Origin of the sequence: Kitasatospora sp. SC0581, from assembly GCF_048159585.1 — a bacterium.
Lineage (GTDB): Bacteria > Actinomycetota > Actinomycetes > Streptomycetales > Streptomycetaceae > Kitasatospora.
In genome coordinates this window covers 294222-312671 of record NZ_JBLRWA010000005.1, presented here as the reverse complement: position 1 = coordinate 312671, position 18450 = coordinate 294222, and the positions used below count along the sequence as shown (strand labels likewise).

The window sequence follows — 18450 nt, the reverse complement described above, 5'->3', positions numbered from 1 at the left end:
CCGGGAGGTCGTCATGCCGTACCTGAACATCACCGAGGTCGAGTCCGCCGTGGCCAGTCTGGCCACCGCCTACCCCGGCACGTCCGAACTGCTCACCCTGCCCGAGCCCTCCATCGAGGGCCGCACCGCCCACGCCCTCAAGATCGGTGCACCGGCCCCGGTCCCCAAGAGCTGCGTGATGATGATCGGCGGTGTGCACGCCCGTGAATGGGGCAGCTGCGAGATCCTCGTCCACCTCGCCGCCGACCTGCTGGAGGCCCAGCGCGACGGCACCGGCCTCGGCTACGGCGGCACCGTCTTCACCGCCGACCAGGTCCGCAACCTGATCCAGCGGCTGGACCTGGTGTTCTTCCCGCTGGTCAACCCGGACGGCCGGCTGTTCAGCCAGACCGCCGACCCGATGTGGCGCAAGAACCGCAACCCGGCCAACGCCGGGGGCAGCACGAACCCCGACTGCGTCGGCGTCGACCTCAACCGCAACTACGACTTCCTCTTCGACTTCGCCACCGCCTTCGCCCCGACCGCCACCCCGCAGGTGTCGGCCGACCCGTGCGACCAGCAGGTCTACGAGGGCCCGAGCGCCTTCTCCGAGCCCGAGACCCGCAACGTCCGCTGGCTGCTGGACCAGTTCCCGCGGACCGGGTGGTTCGTCGACGTGCACAGCTACTCCCAGGACATGCTCTACAACTGGGGCGACGATGAGAACCAGTCGGTCACCCCCGCCATGAACTTCCGCAACAGCCAGTACGACGGCAAGCGCGGCCTGCCCGGCGACGTCGCGTACGCGGAGTACATCCCCAAGACCGACGCCGACACCGCCGTGCTGCTCGCCGAGGCCTTCTGCCAGGGCCTGCACGGCGTGCGCGGCCTGGCGTACAAGCCGCTGAGCGGCTTCCACCTGTACCCGACCAGCGGCACCAGCGACGACTACGTCTTCGCCCGCCACTTCGTCGACCCCGAGCTGGGGAAGGTGCTCGGCTTCACCGTCGAGTGGGGCACGCAGTTCCACCCGCCGTGGGCCGAGATGCAGCGGATCGTCCTCGACGTGGACGCCGGGCTCGTGCGGTTCTGCCTGGCCACCGCCTGAACCCCTGCCCCGAAAGCCACAGTGCCCGACAGCAGGGCGCCCGCCACGACCGGTCGTGGCGGGCGCCTTGGGATGCGGGGGTGCGCGGGTGCTCAGGCGGCCCGGTGGAAGAAGAACGGGTCGATGGACGGCGGCACCCGGGTGACCCCGTCCGAGCTGAGCAGCTGGTGGGTGGTGAAGTTGGCGTTGCGCTGGTAGGTCACGCCCACCGGGAAGTTGGCCCGGTCGGGGGTGTTGTTGCCGGCGAAGACGCCGTAGAAGTCCTTTCCGACCGTGACCATCCGGAGGTAGTCCCCCAGGTACGGCAGCTGCGTCCCGGCCGGCGGCACGTCGCCCGGGGCCTGGTGCAGCACATGGCTCTCCGTCGTCCCGAAGCCGTCGGCGGTCAGTTCCAGCACCGTCGACCACTGGTTGTGGACCAACTGCTGGTAGACCAGCCCGACCAGGCCGTCGGAGTTGACCGCCAGCGACGGGTTCTTGCCGTTGACCACGTCCGGGCGCGCCGCGGCCCAGGTCTGGCCCCGGTCCGCCGAGTGACGGCTGTGCAGCACGTAGTCGGTGGGGGCGGTTCCGCCGAGGTTGTCGCAGTAGGCGATCCAGACGCTGTTGGAGTCGGTGGGGTCCACGGCGACGGCCAGGTCCGCACCGGTGCGCTCCTGGCCCAGCGACCGCTGGTGCGGGTTGAACCGGGCCTTGCGGCCGGTGACCACGCGCTGGCCGACGTCGCCGACGGCCGAGTCGAGGAGGTCCTCGAAGGGGTTCGGTCCGACGCCGCCCTTGTCGTCACGGGTCATCACGACGTCGAAGGTGATCAGGGCCCCCGCGCCGGTGGCGGTCACGCTCAGGAAGGCGACGTAGATCGTGCCGTCCGGGTGCGCGGCGATCCGCACCGGCGGCCCGTCGAAGAGCGTGCCGGTGTGCCGGTCGAGCTTGACGGGCGCGAAACCGGCCGGAGCGGGCCCGGTGCCGGCGTCGTTCGAGACGTCCACGGTGGCGGTGCCGCCGGGCTGGGCGACGTCGTTGCTGCCGATGTACACCCGGTCGCCGCTGCCGCCGTTCGCCGCGACGGTGGTGGCGACGACCCAGGGCTGGTCCTCCCCGCTCCGGTCGACGAGCACGGCCATCGGCGTGCTCGCGGTGATGTCCGGTGCGCGCAGGATCTGCAGGTCGCCGCTCTGGCCGTTGAGGATGCCGGTGTAGAGCCGGCCCCCCGCCCCGCCGAAGCCGACGCTGATGTCCCCGGTGCCGAGTGCCCCGTTGCCCGGGACGACGCTGTTCAGCACCCAGGTGTCCCCGCCGTCCGTCGAGACGTAGACGGGGGCGAGCGGCCCGTTCATCGGGTCGGGGGTGAAGGCGGTCGCGACCATCTCCAGCGGGTTCTCCGGGTCGACCGCGAGGTTGGGCTCACTGTCCAGGTTGGTGTCGCCGCTCAGCGCCTTCGGGGTGATGTTGACGACCTTGATGGTGGGCATGTCGGCTCACCTCCGTTCCCGCAGCACGGCGAGCTTCTGCGCCGGCTGGTAGTCCTCGGGATGGAGCAGCCGGTACGGCGCCCGCGCGGCGAGCTCGCCCCCGGTGGCGTGCAGCAGCCACAGGCCCAGCTGCCCGGGCGTCGGTTTGGGCACCGCGCGCCAGCGGATGTCCCCGCTGGCCGGGTAGAGCACGGTGGTCGGTCCGGGGGCGGCGCCGCCGGACTCGACGAGCGAGACGTCGAGTGTGGCGCGCCACCAGTGCGGGTCGTGCTCGGAGTACTCGGCCAGGCCGAGGTCCTCCAGGCCGACCACGGTGGCGACCACGACGGCGTCCGCCTCTGCGGCGTGCGCGGCCAGGTCCTGGTCGCGGATCTCCCGCTGCACCGAGGAGAAGGGGAGTTCGTCGGCCGTGGTGGCGGCCAGCGAGACGTGCTGCCGGACGGCGTCGGCCGGCAGCCGGCCGACCTCGGCCACGCCCAGGCCCTCCCCGTAGACCATCCCCCTGGTGAAGAAGGCCGCCGTGTCGCCGACCTTCAACAGCTCGGCGTCGGTGGCCAGTTGGACGGTGACCTCGCTGCCGCCGAGCTGCCGGAAGGCCGCGGGTGCGTGCAGCACCTGGTCCACCCGGACCACGGCGGTCCGTTCGTTCCTGGCCTCGGCCGGCAGGGCGGCGAGCGAGGTGCCGCCGACCCTGGTGACGGTGCCGAGGAAGCTCAGCGGCGCACTCCGGACGAGGTCGGTCAGCCGGGGTGCGGCAGCTGGTGCGGTGTCGGTCATGACGGTCCTCCGATCCGCTCACCGCGCGGCGCGGACCGGGGCCGGGTGCGCCCGGCGCCATTCGGTCCGCGCGCCGAGCGCGCACCCGGCGGTGACGGCGGCCGCGAGCGCGACCACCAGCCACTCCGCGGCGCCGCTGCCGGCGTCCGGGTCGAGGCCGAGCAGCGTCTCGATCCACTGCGGCCACACCAGGGTGAGCAGGAACAGGAGCCCGGACAGCGCGCCGAGGGCCGTCTCCAGCCAGAATCGCGGGCGCACCGGGCTCGGTCGTCGATGGGCGGGGGCTTGTTGGGAAGGCATTGCCGCGCCTCCCCTCTCCCTCCACCCGGGCCGCGCCCGGCGCGCCACGCGCGCCGTCCCGGTGCCGCCGGGCCGCACGGGCCCCGCGACACGGCCGGCCGGACCGGCCCGGGTCGGGGTCTGCTCCCGTCGGCGCCGCCGGTCGGGGGCGTGGCCGCCGCGGGAGGGTGCTGCTGGGGGCGCGGCGCGGGGCCGCGCGGGGGGCCGTCTCTCGGGGCCGGGTGGTGCCGAACGTCGTCGGCGCCGTACGTCTACGAGGCACACGTACGAGGGACACGTACTGCGTATACGAGTCTGCTCGCCTCGTCGCAGCAGGTCAAGGGGCCCGGAGCGGCGCGGGCGGCACGGGCGGCACGGGCGGCACGGGGCGCCGGCTCAGACCCGGGCGCCGAGCATCCGCAGGACCAGCTCCCCGTAGCGGCGCCCGAGCTCCTCCGGCGCCTCGGAGGAGTTGTCGGTGTACCAGCGGGAGACGTCGATGCCCAGCGAGGTGACCGCGCGGGCCGCCGTCCGCACCTCCGCCACCTGGAACTCCCCCGCCGCCACGCCCGCCTCGATCAGCGCGCTGACCTCGCGCTCGATGTCCAGCCGCAGCGCCGCGACCACCGCGTAGGCGTCCTCGGGCAGCGCGTGCAGCTCGTAGTTGACCACCCGGCCGACCATCCGGGCCCGGGCGTGCCAGGCGGCGAACTGTTCGACCAGCTCCCGCATCCGCTCGGCCGGTCCGCCCCCGCCGGCCACCGCGCCCCGGACCAGGGTCAGCGTGGCGGCGTGCCCGGCCCGGCTGATCTCGGCCAGCAGCGCGGCCTTCGACTGGTAGTGGATGTACAGCGCGGCCGGACTCATCCCCGCCGCCGTGGCGATGTCCCGGGTGGTGGTGGCGTGGAAGCCGCGCTCCGCGAACGACTCGACGGCGGCCTGGAGCAGCCGGTACGCCGCTTCGGGGCGGGCGTCGGCGCCGGGCAGGGTCGGCCAGAGGTCGGCGAGCGGGGTGCTGGTCATGGCGTCATCCTCCCAGAGAAACTCGTACAGGCTTTCGCGCCGGCCACCCCTCGGCCCGACCCCCGGCCCGGGCCGGCGTGCGACGGGCAAGCGGTCGGCGGACTGTTGACAGCCTCCCGCACCGACAGCATGCTGAGCAAGCGCTTAGTCAGCTGACAGCAGGGATCCCCGCACGAAAGGCAGGACGCTCCGTGGTGCACTCCTTCAAGGGCCGGGTGGCCGTCGTCACCGGATCGAGCCGGGGCATCGGCCTCGGCATCGCCCGCGAGCTGGTCGACCGCGGGGCCAGGGTCTGCCTCACCGCCCGCAACCCGGAGCCGCTGGCCGAGGCCGTCCGCGACCTGGGCGGCCCGGAGAACGCGATCGCCGTCGCGGGCAAGGCCGACGACCCGGCGCACCAGGAGGAGACGGTCACCCGCACCCTGGAGGCCTTCGGCCGGCTCGACCACCTGGTCAACAACACCGGCATCAACCCGGTCTACGGGCCGGTCCTCGACACCGACGAGGCCGCCGCCGCCAAGATCCTCGCCGTCAACGTGCTGGCCCCGCTGGCCTGGACCCGCCGCGCGCACGCCGCGTGGATGGGCGAGCACGGCGGCTCGGTCGTCAACGTCGCCTCCATCGCGGGCATCCGCTCCTCGCTCGGGATCGGCATGTACGGCGTCAGCAAGGCCGCGCTGATCCGGCTCACCACCGAACTCGCCGCCGAGCTGGGCCCCCAGGGCATCCGGGTCAACGCCGTCGCCCCCGCCGTGGTCAAGACCAGGTTCGCCGAGGCCCTGTACGAGGGCCGCGAGGAGAAGGTCGCCAAGGCCTACCCGCTCGGCCGCCTCGGCGTCCCCGAGGACATCGCCGGCGCCGTCGCCTTCCTGCTCTCCCCCGACGCCGGCTGGATCACCGGCCAGACCCTGGTCGTCGACGGCGGGGTCACCCTGGGCGGCGGCATGTGACCCGGAGGTCACCGCCCCTCGGCGATGACCTCCAGGGCCGGGCGGGGCGCGCGGCCGAGCAGGGCCGCGAGGTCGCCCGGCCCGCCCGGGCCGGCGAGGAAGCCGTGGGCGATCGCCGAGTAGGTGCCCACCACCATCGGCACCTGGAAGTCCCGCGCGTCCGAGGCCGCCACCGCCGCCCGGGCGTCCGTCAGCCGTCCCGGCCGGTACGCGGCGCCGAGCGCCTCGGCCACCTCCGCGCCGCCCACCGCCCGCTCCCCCACCAGCTCGTACGTCCGGCCCGCGTGCCCGTCGGGCGCCAGGGCGACGTTCACCGCCGCCTCGGCCAGGTCCGCCCGGGCCACCGCCGCGAGCCGCCCGTCGCCGAGCGGGGCGCTGATCACCCCGTCCGGGCCGGGGGCGGCGATCGCGCCCAGGAACTCGGCGTACAGGCCGTTGCGCAGCACCGTCCAGCGCAGGGTGGCGGACGCGCGCAGCCGCCGCTCGGTCCAGCGGTGGGCGAGGGCGTAGGGCAGGTGGTCGCCGTCGCCGGAGAGACTGGTGTAGACCACGTGATCGACGCCCGCCCGCTCCGCCGCCCCGATCGCGGCGCCGTGCCGGGCGATCACCACGTCGTCCTCGGCGGCGCCGGCCGAGATCAGCAGCAGGGTCCGCACGCCGGTGAAGGCCTCCGCCAGTGTCCGCGGCCGGTCGAAGTCCACCAGCCGGGCCGGGACGCCCTCCGGCACCCGCTGCGGTGTGCGCGAGCCCGCGACGACGCCCTCCCGCCCGGCGAGCCGCTCCAGTACGAGCGCGCCCAGGCCTCCGTTGACTCCGGTGACGAGCAGCATGGGGTTCCTCCAGGGATGGTCGGTCGAGCAGATGATCGGTCGTCGGCTTCGCGACCATCCTCGGTAGCCTGGGCGTCCGGCGTAAGGAGGCACTTCCATGTCAGCAGGGCACACCGCGGTAACCACCCCCCGCCCGGTGGTCTGGTGCGAGGACGGCGTGGACTGCGGGATCCGCGACCTGCTGGACCGCCTGGGCGACAAGTGGTCCGTCCTCACCGTCGTCGAACTCGCCCAGGGCGTACGGCGGTTCCGCGAGCTGCAGCGCGCGCTGCCGGGCATCTCGCAGCGGATGCTCACCCTGACCGTGCGCCGCCTGGAACGGGACGGCATGGTCTCGCGGACCGTCCACCCGACCATCCCGCCGCAGGTGGAGTACGAGCTGACGCCGCTCGGCCACAGCCTGACCCACCTGGTGCGGGCGATGACGGACTGGTCGTACGGCCACCACGACGCGATCGTCGACTCCCGGCGGCGGTGGGACGGGACCAACCCGGGCTCCGGGATCCGCTGACCCCGTCCGGTGCCCCCGGCACGCCGGGCCCGGCTACCGCTCGTACGCCATCTCCGGGAAGCGCGCCGAGGGCCCGTCCAGCAGGTGGTCGTCCTGGCCGCGCAGCCAGCGGTCGAAGAAGGACGCGACGTAGCTGCGGGTGGCGAGTTCGGCCCGGCCGGGGCGGATGTCGCCGACGTCGTCGCGCAGCTGGTCGGCGCCGAGCACGCCCTGCCGGGCGAGCTGCGGCAGCAGCGGCTGGGCGTCGGTGTACGAGCCGTGCCGGGAGCCGGTGAGGGTGACGTCGGCGTGCCAGCCGGTGCTGTGCCGCCACAGGGCGTTCCAGCCGGGCTGGTCGCGGTAGCCGCCGGAGTCCTCGCTGCCGGTGCCCATCAGCAGGAACGGGCGGTCGAGGCCGTCCTCGGCGACGCTGGGCAGGAAGACGCCGGTGTGGCCGTCGGGGCCGGGGAAGTGCAGCTGGCCGTCCATGTTGATCCCGGCCGCGATCCGCGGGTCGTCGTGCATGGTCTGGAGCGCGGTGAAGCCGCCCGCCGACTGGCCGACCATGCCGATCCGGCCGAGGTCGAGGGCCCCGGCGACCCCGGTGGGCAGGCCCGGCCGCTCGCCGAGCGCGGCGAGCTGGTCCAGCACGAAGCGGGTGTCGGCCACCCGGGCGTCGATCGCCTTGCGGAGCACCGCGCCGATGTCCACTCCGGGCTGCCCGCGCAGGCCGGGGAACACCGAGGGGGCCAGGTCGCCGTCGGGGAAGGCGACTTCGGAGGCCTCGTAGGTGTGGTCGACGGTGACCACCAGGTAGCCGCGCGAGGCGAGGTCCTCGACCAGTGCCGTCCCCCAGGTGCGCGGGTCGCCGAGGCCGGGCGAGTACAGCACCACGGGGCGCGGGCCGCCGGGCAGCGCGGGGGCGTCCCGGCGGGCGTGGGTGCGGATGGCCGACCAGTCGGTGCGGCCGGGCGTGGTGCCGTAGTTGAGCAGGCCGACGCCGTCCGGGCCGTCGAAGTGCCGCCCGGCGGCGGGCTCCATGTACGGGGCCCGGTCGTCGCCCGCGGCCGGCCGGGAGGTCGGGTACCAGAGGCTGATCATCAGCTCGCGCCGCTGCCCGGGGTGCCAGGGGTCCTCCCGTGCGGTGTCGGTGAGGTGCACGGCGGTGGTCCCGATCGGGTACGGCCCGCTGGGCTCCGGCAGCCAGGCCCGGGCCTGCCGCCCGGGGCTCGTCTCCCCCGGCGGCGGCAGGACCGCTCCCGCGGCCGTGCCGATCGTGCCCACCGCCGCTGCCGCCGCCAGCACCGCCGCCGCCACCGCCCGTCCCGGAATTCCCATGGTGTCCCTCCGCGTTCCGATCGATCGAACACGCAGGACACTACGGTCGGGAACGGGCCGCCGCCGTCATACCTGGGGGCCAACCGGCCCCGGAATACCCGGGTATCACACCCCTACGGGTCAGCGCCGGTACTGCCGCAGTTCCCTCCGGGCCAGCGAGCGCTTGTGCACCTCGTCCGGGCCGTCGGCCAGTCGCAGGGTGCGGTTGCCGGCCCAGAGCTGGGCGAGCGGGGTGTCCTGGCTGACGCCCGCCGCGCCGTGCGCCTGGACGGCCTTGTCCAGGATCCACTCGACGGTGCGCGGGGTGGCGATCTTGATCGCCTGGATCTCGGTGTGCGCCCCCCGGTTGCCGACGGTGTCCATCAGCCAGGCGGTCTTCAGCACCAGCAGCCGCAGCTGCTCGATCCGCACCCGGGACTCGGCGACCCAGTCCTGCACCACGCCCTGCTCGGCCAGCGGCTTCCCGAAGGCCACCCGCTCGTTGGCCCGACGGCACATCAGCTCCAGCGCCCGCTCGGCGATGCCGATGGCCCGCATGCAGTGGTGGATCCGGCCGGGGCCGAGCCGGGCCTGGGCGATGGCGAAGCCCGTACCCTCCTCGCCGATCAGGTTTCCCACCGGGACGCGGACGTCCTCGAACAGCACCTCGGCGTGGCCGCCATGGTCGGCGTCGTCGTAGCCGAACACCGTCATGCCGCGCCGGACGGTCACGCCCGGGGTGTCGCGCGGGACGAGCAGCATGCTCTGCCGGCGGTGCGGCTCGGCGGCCGGATCGGTCTTGCCCATCACGATGAGGATCCGGCAGTCGGGGTTCATCGCCCCGGTGATGTACCACTTGCGGCCGTTGACCACGTACGCGTCGCCGTCCCGCTCGATCCGGGTCTCGATGTTGGTGGCGTCCGAGGACGCGACCTCGGGCTCGGTCATCGCGAAGGCCGAGCGGATCCGGCCGTCGAGGAGGGGGCGCAGCCAGCGCTCGCGCTGCTCGGCGCTGCCGAACTGGGCGAGCAGCTCCATGTTGCCGGTGTCGGGCGCCGCGCAGTTGAGCGCGGGCGGGGCCAACTGGATGCTGCGGCCGGTGATTTCGGCGAGCGGGGCGTACTGGAGGTTGCTGAGGCCGGCCCCGAGCTCACCAGGCAGGAAGAGGTTCCAGAGCTTCTGCTTGCGGGCCGCGGCCTGGAGGTCGGCGACGACGGGGGGCACGGCCCAGCGGTCGCGGGCCGGGTCGGCGAGCTGGGCGGCGAGGACGGGCTCGGCGGGGTACACGTGCTCGTCCATGAAGGCGAGCAGCTGCTCGCGGAGTTCTTCCGTCCGGGCGTCGTAGGCGAAGTCCATCGGTTCTCAGCTCTCCTTGAGGGTGCTCAGGCCGTGCCGGGCGAGGATCGGGGCCATCTCGCCGGCGCGCTCGAAGCCGGCGCCCAGGGTGCGGCCCTGCCGGAAGCGGTAGTGGATGCCCTCGGCGACGGCGGCCAGCTTGAACGAGGCGAAGGCGACGTACCAGTCGAGGTCCTCCGCCCGGCGGCCGGTCGCGTCGGCGTAGCGGGAGACGATCTCGTCGGCCTTCGGGAAGCCGGGGGCGGTCATCGCGGAGGGGATGATGCCGCCGCCGACGCCCGCGAGTTCGGTGTACATCACCAGCAGGCCGATGTCGGTGAGCGGGTCGCCGAGGGTCGACATCTCCCAGTCCAGGACGGCCGTGATGGTGTCGGCGTCGTCGACCAGGACGTTGTCGAGGCGGTAGTCGCCGTGCACGAGCGCGGGCGTGGGCGAGGCCGGCAGGCGCTCGGCGAGCCTGGCGTGCAGGCGGTCGAGCTCGGGCAGGTCGCGGCTGCGGGAGGCGGCCAACTGCTTGGACCAGCGGCGCAGCTGGCGTTCCAGGTAGCCCTCGGGCCGGCCGAAGTCGGCGAGGCCGACGGCGGCCGGGTCGATCCGGTGCAGGGTGGCGAGGGTGTCGACCAGCCGCTGCCCGAGCGCGTGCACCCGCCGCTCGCCGAGGGCGGCGAGCGGGGCGACGTCCCGGTGGGCGGTGCCGGGGACGTACTCCATCAGGTACCAGGGGGCGCCGAGGGTCTCGTCGTCCGGGTCGAGCAGGAGCGTCCGGGGCACGGGCACCCCGGTGTCGCGCAGCGCCGTCATCACCCGGTACTCGCGGCCCATGTCGTGGGCGGTGGCGAGGACGTGCCCGAGCGGCGGGCGCCGCAGGACCCAGCGGGAGGCGCCGTCGCCCAGGACATACGTCAGGTTCGAGCGGCCCCCTTCGACGAGGTCGGCCCGCAGCGGCCCCTGGAGGAGGCCGGGCAGCTCGCGCTCCAGCCGGGACCGGAGACGGGCCAGGTCCAGTCCGGGCGGGTCGACGGGGGTCTCGGCCATCGGGCGGCTCCTCGGGGTGGATCCTCATTGACTAAGCGCTTGCTTAGCATTCAGCCCGAGGATGTCCCCTGTCAATGCCGCGAAACCCGTCCGGAGCCGTTTGGAACGCCATCTCCCGTGTAGCACAAGGAAGTTGCTCACCAAACCCACCCCCACCAAAGCCACACCTTCCCGACCTCGACAGAGGTCGATCAAAAGTGTTCTGATGATCACATTCATCGATCATCTTCCGAACAGCTCCTGATTGAAGATCAGAGAAATGGGGTCCCGTGCGGACTGCTCGCGGCTCGGCCATCCTGCTGGCGATGGGGGTCCTCGGGGCCTCCGCCCTGGCGACGGGATGCGACGGCACACCGAGCAGACCCACCGCCACCACCGGCACAACCCCGCCCAGCCCCGCCCCGAGCACCACCACCGAGGCCCCCGCCCCGCCACCGCCCGCCCCCACCCCCACCTGGGACGGCCAGGTCAAGGTGCTCGGCGACGGCTCCACCTCCGACACCGGCCCGCAGCCCAAGCAGCCCGTGCCGGAGAAGCTCAAGCCCGGGGAGAAGCCGCCGCAGTTCGTCGTCTTCTCCTGGGACGGGGCCCTGGAGGGCGACGACCGCCAGTTCTCCCGCTTCCGCAAGCTCGGCGCCGAGAACAACGCCCAGATGACCTTCTTCCTGAGCGGCCTCTACACCCTCCCCAAGTCCAAGAGCACGCTCTACAAGCCGCCGCAGCACAAGCCCGGCGACGCCTCCATCGACTACGCCACCGACCCCCACATCAAGGACACCCTGGAACAGCTGCGCCTCGCCTGGCTCGACGGCAACGAGATCGGCACCCACTTCAACGGGCACTTCTGCAACGCCAAGGGCGGCGGCGAGTGGAGCACCGAGGAGTGGAAGAGCGAACTCGACCAGGCCGTCTCCTTCGTCACCAACTGGAAGACCAACACCGGCTTCAAGGACCTCCCGCCGCTCCCCTTCGACTACACCAAGGAACTGGTCGGCGGCCGCGCCCCCTGCCTGGAGGGCCAGAAGAACCTGCTGCCGGCCGAGAAGGCGACGGGCTTCCGCTACGACGCCAGCTCCCCGGGCGAGTTCCAGGTCTGGCCGACGAAGAAGGAGGGCATCTGGAACTTCCCGCTGCAGCTGCTCCCCACCCCCGGCAAGTCCACCCAGAGCCTCTCGATGGACTTCAACTTCCTGGCGAACCAGTCCGGGAACACCACCAACGGCGACCCCAAGAAGTACGACACCTGGGAGAAGGAGACCCGCGAGAGCTACCTCGCCGGCTTCGAACGCGTCTACAACGGCAGCCGCGCCCCGCTGTTCATCGGGAACCACTTCGAGTCCTGGAACGGCGGCATCTACATGCAGGCCATCGAGGACGTGATGAAGGGCGTCTGCAAGCGCGACGGCGTCCGCTGCGTCTCCTTCCGCCAGGTCGCCGACTGGCTCGACGCCCAGGACCCGAAGGTCCTCGACCAGCTCCGCCAACTCGACCCCGCCCAGCCGGCCGACTGGTCCCGCCTGGCCAAGTAGCCCGGCGGACCGCCACCGGAGACCCGACGCCCGTGCGCCGGCGCCGGGTCTTCGGCCGGACCGCCGCAGCCGGGGCTCGGTCAGCCGCTCACGGTGAACAGGCCGTTGAGCTCCGGGTAGTCGATGGCCTTCCGGAGGGAGTCGTAGCCGCCGGCGCGGTGCAGGTCCAGGGCCGCCTGCCGGGCCGCGGCGTAGGCGGCCTGGGCCACCCCCGAGCCGAGGCTGACCCGGGCCACGCCCAGGGCCCCCAGTTCGTCCACCGGCGCGGTGCCCGGCCCCGCCATGATGTTGAGGGGCACCGTCAGACCCGCGGCCAGGTCCCTGATGACGCCGGGGTCCGCGACACCGGGGACGAAGATCCCGTCCGCGCCGGCGTCCACGTAGCGGCGCGCCCGTCCCAGTGTCTCCCGCAGCCGGGTGGCGGGGTCGCCCAGCCCGAGCAGGTAGGTGTCGACACGGGCGTTGACGAACAGGTCGACGCCCGCCCGCCGCGCCGCACCGCGGGCGGCCGCGATCCGGTCGGCAAGGGTGCCCGGCGGGCGGGTGCCGTCCTCGATGTTGACGCCCACCACGCCGGCCTCCAGCACCCGCGTGACGGTCTCCGCGACCTCCGCCGGGCTCTGTCCGTAACCGCCCTCGATGTCAGCGGTCACCGGGACGGCGACCGCCGCCGCGATGCGGGCGATGGCCTCCAGCACCGGGCCCCGGGCGACGCGGTCCCCGTCCGGGGCGCCGAGCGACCAGGCCACCCCGGCGCTGGTGGTGGCGATCGCGGTCGCCCCCGCAGCCTCGATGACGCGGGCGCTGGCCACGTCCCAGGCGTTCGCGAGCGCGAGCGGACGAGCGGGCGTGTGGAGGGAACGGAAGAGCGCGGACTTGCTGGCGTTGATCATGCCCCCAAGGCAACCAGCGGCTGCCACCGTTGTCCGGCGGAAAACCGACACGAACGACCGTAAGCCCAGGCCGCCTGAGCGCCGGGCGGGGCAGCCGCGGGGCAGCCGCGGGGCGTCGCCGGCAGGGGGCCAGGGCTAAGGGCGCTACGGCCAGGGGTAGCCCACCTGTTCGGGTTCGTAGCCTCCGCAGAGCTCGGCGGTGGCACGGGGGTCGCCCGCGGTCAGCCGCGCTTCGAGGCGCTCGGCCTGGTCCGACGGGTCCTCCGCGGAGATCGGGAGGATCATCGAGAACTGGGCCCAGGGCAGACCCGTCTCCTCCCGGCCGGGGGGATGCCGCAGGATGACGTCGATCCGGTCGGGTTCCAGGCGGGAGGCCCAGACGGCCTCCAGCTCGCACTCCCACCTGGCGAGCCAGTCCTCGCGTCCCCTCAGCCCTTCCTCCAGCAGCGTCGCGACCACTGCCCCCGGCCACTCCCAGCCGCGGTCCGCTTCGGCTCGCAGCACCTCGGCCTCGTACTGGTCCGCGGCGAACCGGAACTCCGGCAGGTCGAAGCCCCGTTCGGCCGGGTCGCGCCAGCCCGCCCACACGACGTGCTCCCCGTCCCGAGCGACCGTCACGTACAGGGTGCTGCAGCACTGTTCCAGGCCGCACCCGGACACACCGAGCCGGACCTCCCGGGGCACGGCCGTGGCGTGCAAGCGCCCACCCCGGCCCAGGAGGTACCGGGGGCCTGATCCGATGAACCGGGGGCCGCCCGACTCCCTGTTGTGGAGGGTCAGTTCGGCCAGGAGGTCCCGGCCGCTGACGACCGGGCGGACCTCCAGGTAGCCCTCGCCGGGCGGCGGGCAGAGGATGTTCAGGTCGAGGATGTCCGGTTCCGTGGCCACCGCCCCATGATCCCGGAGCCTTCCACCGCTGTCATGCGGATTTCGCCCGGCCCGCGCCCAGGGCGGCGGTTCGGACCGCCCCTGGTCCTCTTCGTACCCGGGGAGGGAGCCTCCGCGCTGCCGTTCGGTGCGTGGGTGGGGCGCGAACTGTCGTGCTAGCTTCACCGGATGGGGCGACGTGGGGTGGCGGGGCGGGCGGCGATCGAGGGGGTGCGGGAGCTTGCCGGGGCGGGCTTGACGGCACCCGAGGTCTTCCGGCGGGCGGATGAACTGCTGCGGCCGGTGCTGGAGTTCGACGCCGTGTGCTGGCACACCGCGGATCCGGCGACCGGGTTGGTGAACTCAGTGCAGAGCGAGGACCTCACCCTGGACGCGTTCGAGCACGCCGTGCGGCTGGAGGTGTGGGCGGACGACGTGGCGACCTTTCCCGAGATCCGGCGCAGCGGGGTGCAGGCCGAGACGCTGAGCCGGGCGACGCGGGGGTCGCTGCGGGAGAGTGTGCGGTTCCGGGAGCAGGTCAGGCCGGCCGGGTTCGGGGACGAGTTGCGGGCGGTGTTCGACGCGGCCGGCGGCATGTGGGGGTGCGCGGCGTTCCTGCGGGCTCCGGACCGCGGTCCGTACCTGGAGGGCCAGCGGCAGCTCGCCGACGCCGCCGCCCGGCATCTGGGCCACGCGCTGAGGGCCTGTCACGTACCGGCGGGCCCGCCCGAGGAGGCGGATGCGGGGCCGGTGGTGCTGGTGCTGGACCGGCGCAACCGGCTGCAGGCGCTGTCCGGACCGGCCGAGGAGTTGCTCGCCCGGCTGGCCGACCCCACGCCGTCCTCGTTGACCGTCCCGACCGGCGTGGCGATGGCCGCCGAGCAGGCCCGCCGGGCGGCGCACGGGCTGCCCGTGCCGCAGGCCCCGGTGCGGGTGTGGAGCCGGGACGACCGCTGGTACCTGCTGCACGGTTCCGCCCTGCGCGACGGCGGGGCGGCGGGCGCGGTGACGGTGGTGGCCTCGCCCGCCTCGCCGGCCGAGGTGATGCCGCTGTACCTGGCCGCGTACGGGCTGACCGCCCGCGAGCGGGAGGTGGCGCTGCTGCTGGTGCGCGGCGGCGACACCCGGGACGTGTCCCGGGCCCTCGCGATGACGCCGTACACGGTGCAGGACCACCTGAAGTCGGTGTTCACCAAGACCGGGGTGGGCAGCCGCCAGGAGCTGATCGCGCGGATCATGCTCGGCGAGGGGCGCTGCTGACCCGCGCCGCGCGGCCGGCCCGAAGGCGCCCTCCCGATCGCCGCGCGGCGGTCGGGAGGGCGCCGATTTCGGACGGGCGGACGGGGTGTCAGCCCCAGTTGCCCACCAGCGGGATGTCGCCCGGGTTGCCGAACTTCCTGCTGTAGACCACCAGGTCGGAGTTCTCGGCGGCCCCGTAGAAGGTCTGGTCGCCGGGCCGGTACACGCCGATGGTCTCCTTGCCGCTGCCGTCCCAGTCGCCCTTGACCGGGCGGTCGCCGGGATTGCCGAACCTGACGCCCGGGCGCGGGTGTTCCGTCTCGTTGGAGTCGTTCAGGTAGAAGGTCTGGGTCTGCGGGTCGTAGACGGCGACGGTGGTGGTGCCGTTGCCGTCCCAGTCGCCGACCAGCGGCTTCCAGCCCTCGTTGCCCAGCTTGATCCGGTACCTGACGGTGGCATTGTCGTCGGACAGGTAGAAGTACTGGTCGCTGGGCCGGTAGACGCCGACCGTGCTCCGCCCCTGCCCGCTCCAGTCGCCGACCAGCGGGACGTCACCGGGGGCCCCGAACGGGAAGGTGGCTGCCACGGTGGCGTTGTCGTAGGACAGTTGGAAGGTCGCGGTGTCGCGGTGGTAGACGCCGACGGTGTCGGTGCCCGGCCCGTTCCAGTGGCCCGTCAGCGGGACGACGTCGCCGCCCCCGCCGCCGAACACGGCCTGCCCGGTGTACCAGCCGTTGTGGGCGGCCTGGCCGAAGCTGCCGTCCGAGGGCCGGTACACGCCCACCGAGGCGGGCGCCGGCGTGGGCGTGGCGTCGACCACGGCCTTGCCGATCCTCTTCTGCGCCGCGACGGTCAGCGGCACCTTGTTCGGCTGGTCCGGGCCGAGCCAGCGGAAGTTCTGCAGGTAGACGACCCGGGGGTCCTGCGCGGCGATCGCGCGGTACTCGGCGTTGTACGCCGCGATGTCGGCGTCGGTCTTGCCGGAGTAGCAGCCGTCGGCGACTCGGTACTCGTTGGTGGACTCCGGGAAGAGCATCAGGTGCTGGTCCGGCGAGGAGAGGAAGGTCTTCAGGTTCGCCAGCAGCCGCTGGATCTCGCCGCGGCCCTCGCAGTAGTAGTCGAAGCCGACGATGTCGACCGTGGACGGGATCGGCGCGGTCTGCTCGGCGTTCCAGCGGTCGAGGCTCATGATCAGCGTCTTGTCCGGGAACGCGGCCCTGATCTGCCCCGCCTGCGTCTGGACCTGCGCGGGGCTCAGGCCGTGCGAGTAGGGCTCGTCGCTCACGTCGACGGCACCGATCTTGTCGATGTTCGGCCCGATGCGCCGCACCAGGTCCAGGAGGTTCCGCGCGGCGTTCGGGTTCGGGTCGACGGCCCAGGAACCCGGCGCACGCGGGACCACCGTCTCCTGGTTGAGGTCGATCACGCAGGCGGCCGGCCGGCACTGGTCCAGGAACTCCAAGCGGGGGTCCTGGTCGCGCAGGTAGTTGTTGAAGTTGGTCCACTGCGCCACCTCCGGCGCGTGGTCGGCGCTGAAGTTCGGCTCGTTCGGGTCCCGGATGTCGAAGAACCCGTAGTAGCCGAGCCCGCCCAGCATGGAGACCCGCAGGTCGTCCGCCGTGGTGACCTGGCCGACCGCCGAGTGGTGGGCGCCGAGCGAGACGTAGCCGTCGCGGGGCAGCTTGGCGGCGGTGCGGCCGGAGAACACCGTCATGCCGTTGACCCTGACGGTCGCCTGCTGCCGGTCGCCGGTCGCCAGCGCGGCCGACACCTCGTAGGAGCCGGCCGGCGGGACGGCGGGCAGCGCGGTCGGGGTGCCGCCCTGGAAGAGCGTCAGCCCGCCGTCGGCCTGGACGCGCAGGCCGAGCGCGATGTCCTCGGCGTCGACGGCGCCCGTGCCGCCCGAGGCGTTGCCGACGGCGAGGGAGGCCCAGTCCTGGCCGGAGGTGCTGCCGACCACGGGGGTCAGGACGGCGTGCACCGTGTAGGCGCCGCTCTGGACGTCCGAGGTGGCCGGCTTGTCGAGGCGGACCGCCGAGGTGCCCTGGGGGAAGGAGAGCACGTTCGGGTGGGCCGGGCTGTTGACCTGCACCGAGCCCGCCGGCGGGTCGAGGGCCAGGCCCTTGACGCCCGACACGGCGGTGTAGTTGGCGGAGATCAGGCTCGGCTGGCGGGCAGCCAGGTCCTGGTTGAGGCCGTGGTCGGCGGTGGCGTTGGGCGCGCCGTCGAAGGTGTCGACGAACGGCTTGGCGCTGCGGGTGGCGCTGGTGTCGATCCGGCTGACGTTCAGGCCGTGGCCGGCGCCGTCACCGAAGGTGGTGACGCGGTTCGGGTCGGAGAGGTACGCGCCGAGGTAGAGGAACTCGCTGCCCGGCCAGCGGGTCACCCCGGCCGGCGCGGAGACGGTGAACGGGGTGCCGTTCACCGTCAGGGTGACGGCGCGGTCGGCGCCGGTGGAGACGGTGAGCGAGACGGCGTACTGCGCCGTGGGCGCCACCGTGCCGGTCCAGAAGGGGTTCTCGCCGCCGCCACCGTGGAAGAGGGCGAGCTTGCCGCCCGAGGTGACGGTCAGGCCGAGGTCGACGTCGCCGCCGGTCACGTAGCCGTTGCCGCGGTGGCTGCGGCTCAGCACGATCGAGCCCCAGTCGGCGCCGCCGGTGTCGCCGACGACCGGGTCGACCACCGTCGAGACGGTGTAGTGGCCGGTGCCGTCCGCGACGGCGGGCGCGCCGAGCATGATCGCGGAGACGCCCTTGGCGAACAGCAGCTTGTCGGGGTGGTCCGGATGACTGGTCTGGACGAACCACTGGTCGGGCGCGGTCGAGGTGTCCCAGCGGCCGGAGACCCGGGTGTAGGAGATCCCGTGCTGCCCGGCCGGGGGCGACTGCCGGGCGTCGAGGCCGACGTTCAGCCCGTACAGCGGGTCGGTGTCCTGGGCCGGGTCCAGCCGGAAGGTGTCCGCGAAGGCGCGCGTGGTGGTGAGGTCCACCGGGGTCGGGCCGGACCCGTCACCGGCCGGTGCGCCGGGTGCTGAGCCGCTGGGTGCTGAGCCGGCGGGTGCGGCGGCCGCCGTGGTGGGTGCGAGGCCCGCGGGCAGCAGTGCCAGCGCGAGCGCCGAGGCGCCGGCGAGCAGCCCGCGGCCCAGGCGTTGAGTGAGTATCACCGAGTGTTCGTCTCCCGGTCGTCGAATCGGCGACGCGGGTGTGCGCCCCCGAGGGGAGAGCGGACACAGCGGTGTCGTACCCCAGCTCAGCGACCTTCCCCCCGGGCGGGATCATAGAGGGTGGGTACGAACGGCCGCGCCGG

The 18450-nt window shown here is 73.5% G+C and carries 16 protein-coding genes; 5 read left to right on the top strand and 11 right to left on the bottom strand.

Annotated elements, in window-relative coordinates:
• Positions 1 to 13: 13 nt before the first annotated feature.
• Complete coding sequence (locus ACLWS4_RS12330) at positions 14 to 1087, top strand: M14 family metallopeptidase (RefSeq protein WP_416874111.1); 1074 nt, start codon at positions 14 to 16, stop codon at positions 1085 to 1087.
• A gap of 92 nt (positions 1088 to 1179) precedes the next feature.
• On the opposite strand, the gene ACLWS4_RS12325 is transcribed toward ACLWS4_RS12330, so the two are convergent.
• The 4 genes from ACLWS4_RS12325 to ACLWS4_RS12310 form a co-directional block, all read right to left on the bottom strand.
• On the bottom strand, positions 1180 to 2559 hold the full coding sequence (locus tag ACLWS4_RS12325; RefSeq protein ID WP_416874110.1) for a hypothetical protein: 1380 nt from the start codon (positions 2557 to 2559) through the stop codon (positions 1180 to 1182).
• Between the two features lie 6 nt (positions 2560 to 2565).
• Positions 2566 to 3336 carry a hypothetical protein gene (locus ACLWS4_RS12320; RefSeq protein WP_416874109.1) on the bottom strand — a complete coding sequence of 257 codons (771 nt, stop codon included), beginning with the start codon at positions 3334 to 3336 and terminating at the stop codon, positions 2566 to 2568.
• Positions 3337 to 3354: 18 nt separating this feature from the next.
• A complete protein-coding gene (locus tag ACLWS4_RS12315) occupies positions 3355 to 3636 on the bottom strand; it encodes a hypothetical protein (RefSeq protein ID WP_049658726.1) in 282 nt (93 codons plus the stop codon).
• Between the two features lie 375 nt (positions 3637 to 4011).
• Positions 4012 to 4638 (bottom strand): TetR/AcrR family transcriptional regulator, encoded by a 627-nt coding sequence (locus ACLWS4_RS12310; protein ID WP_416874108.1) that lies wholly within the window; start codon positions 4636 to 4638, stop codon positions 4012 to 4014.
• A 191-nt stretch (positions 4639 to 4829) separates the two neighbouring features.
• On the opposite strand from ACLWS4_RS12310, the gene ACLWS4_RS12305 reads away from it, so the two are divergent.
• Positions 4830 to 5588: an SDR family oxidoreductase gene (locus tag ACLWS4_RS12305; RefSeq protein WP_416874107.1), complete on the top strand. Its 759-nt coding sequence runs from the start codon at positions 4830 to 4832 to the stop codon at positions 5586 to 5588.
• A gap of 8 nt (positions 5589 to 5596) precedes the next feature.
• Here the strand turns inward: ACLWS4_RS12305 and ACLWS4_RS12300 are convergent, their stop codons facing one another.
• Positions 5597 to 6418, bottom strand: a complete 822-nt coding sequence (locus tag ACLWS4_RS12300; protein WP_416874106.1) for an NAD(P)H-binding protein — start codon at positions 6416 to 6418, stop codon at positions 5597 to 5599.
• Positions 6419 to 6515: 97 nt separating this feature from the next.
• Here ACLWS4_RS12300 and ACLWS4_RS12295 point away from each other — a divergent pair, with 97 nt between their 5' ends.
• Positions 6516 to 6929: a winged helix-turn-helix transcriptional regulator gene (locus ACLWS4_RS12295; RefSeq protein ID WP_416874105.1), complete on the top strand. Its 414-nt coding sequence runs from the start codon at positions 6516 to 6518 to the stop codon at positions 6927 to 6929.
• Between the two features lie 33 nt (positions 6930 to 6962).
• On the opposite strand, the gene ACLWS4_RS12290 is transcribed toward ACLWS4_RS12295, so the two are convergent.
• From ACLWS4_RS12290 to ACLWS4_RS12280, 3 genes are all read right to left on the bottom strand, one after another.
• Entirely contained in the window at positions 6963 to 8246 is a 1284-nt protein-coding gene (locus ACLWS4_RS12290; protein ID WP_416874104.1) for an alpha/beta hydrolase family protein, read from the bottom strand.
• A 120-nt stretch (positions 8247 to 8366) separates the two neighbouring features.
• Complete coding sequence (locus tag ACLWS4_RS12285) at positions 8367 to 9581, bottom strand: acyl-CoA dehydrogenase family protein (RefSeq protein WP_416874103.1); 1215 nt, start codon at positions 9579 to 9581, stop codon at positions 8367 to 8369.
• Positions 9582 to 9587: 6 nt separating this feature from the next.
• Positions 9588 to 10616 carry a phosphotransferase family protein gene (locus tag ACLWS4_RS12280; RefSeq protein WP_387824123.1) on the bottom strand — a complete coding sequence of 343 codons (1029 nt, stop codon included), beginning with the start codon at positions 10614 to 10616 and terminating at the stop codon, positions 9588 to 9590.
• Between the two features lie 305 nt (positions 10617 to 10921).
• Between ACLWS4_RS12280 and ACLWS4_RS12275 the strand changes: the two genes are divergently transcribed.
• Positions 10922 to 12145, top strand: coding sequence for a hypothetical protein (locus ACLWS4_RS12275; protein ID WP_416874138.1), 1224 nt, complete (start codon positions 10922 to 10924; stop codon positions 12143 to 12145).
• An 80-nt stretch (positions 12146 to 12225) separates the two neighbouring features.
• On the opposite strand, the gene ACLWS4_RS12270 is transcribed toward ACLWS4_RS12275, so the two are convergent.
• Together ACLWS4_RS12270 and ACLWS4_RS12265 are read right to left on the bottom strand one after the other, a co-directional pair.
• Positions 12226 to 13038: an isocitrate lyase/PEP mutase family protein gene (locus ACLWS4_RS12270; RefSeq protein WP_416874102.1), complete on the bottom strand. Its 813-nt coding sequence runs from the start codon at positions 13036 to 13038 to the stop codon at positions 12226 to 12228.
• Positions 13039 to 13182: 144 nt separating this feature from the next.
• Positions 13183 to 13926, bottom strand: coding sequence for a hypothetical protein (locus tag ACLWS4_RS12265; protein ID WP_416874101.1), 744 nt, complete (start codon positions 13924 to 13926; stop codon positions 13183 to 13185).
• Positions 13927 to 14094: 168 nt separating this feature from the next.
• Between ACLWS4_RS12265 and ACLWS4_RS12260 the strand changes: the two genes are divergently transcribed.
• On the top strand, positions 14095 to 15165 hold the full coding sequence (locus ACLWS4_RS12260; RefSeq protein ID WP_416874100.1) for a helix-turn-helix transcriptional regulator: 1071 nt from the start codon (positions 14095 to 14097) through the stop codon (positions 15163 to 15165).
• Positions 15166 to 15253: 88 nt separating this feature from the next.
• Here ACLWS4_RS12260 and ACLWS4_RS12255 read toward each other — a convergent pair whose 3' ends face one another.
• Positions 15254 to 18307, bottom strand: coding sequence for a hypothetical protein (locus tag ACLWS4_RS12255; RefSeq protein WP_416874099.1), 3054 nt, complete (start codon positions 18305 to 18307; stop codon positions 15254 to 15256).
• Positions 18308 to 18450 lie beyond the last annotated feature (143 nt).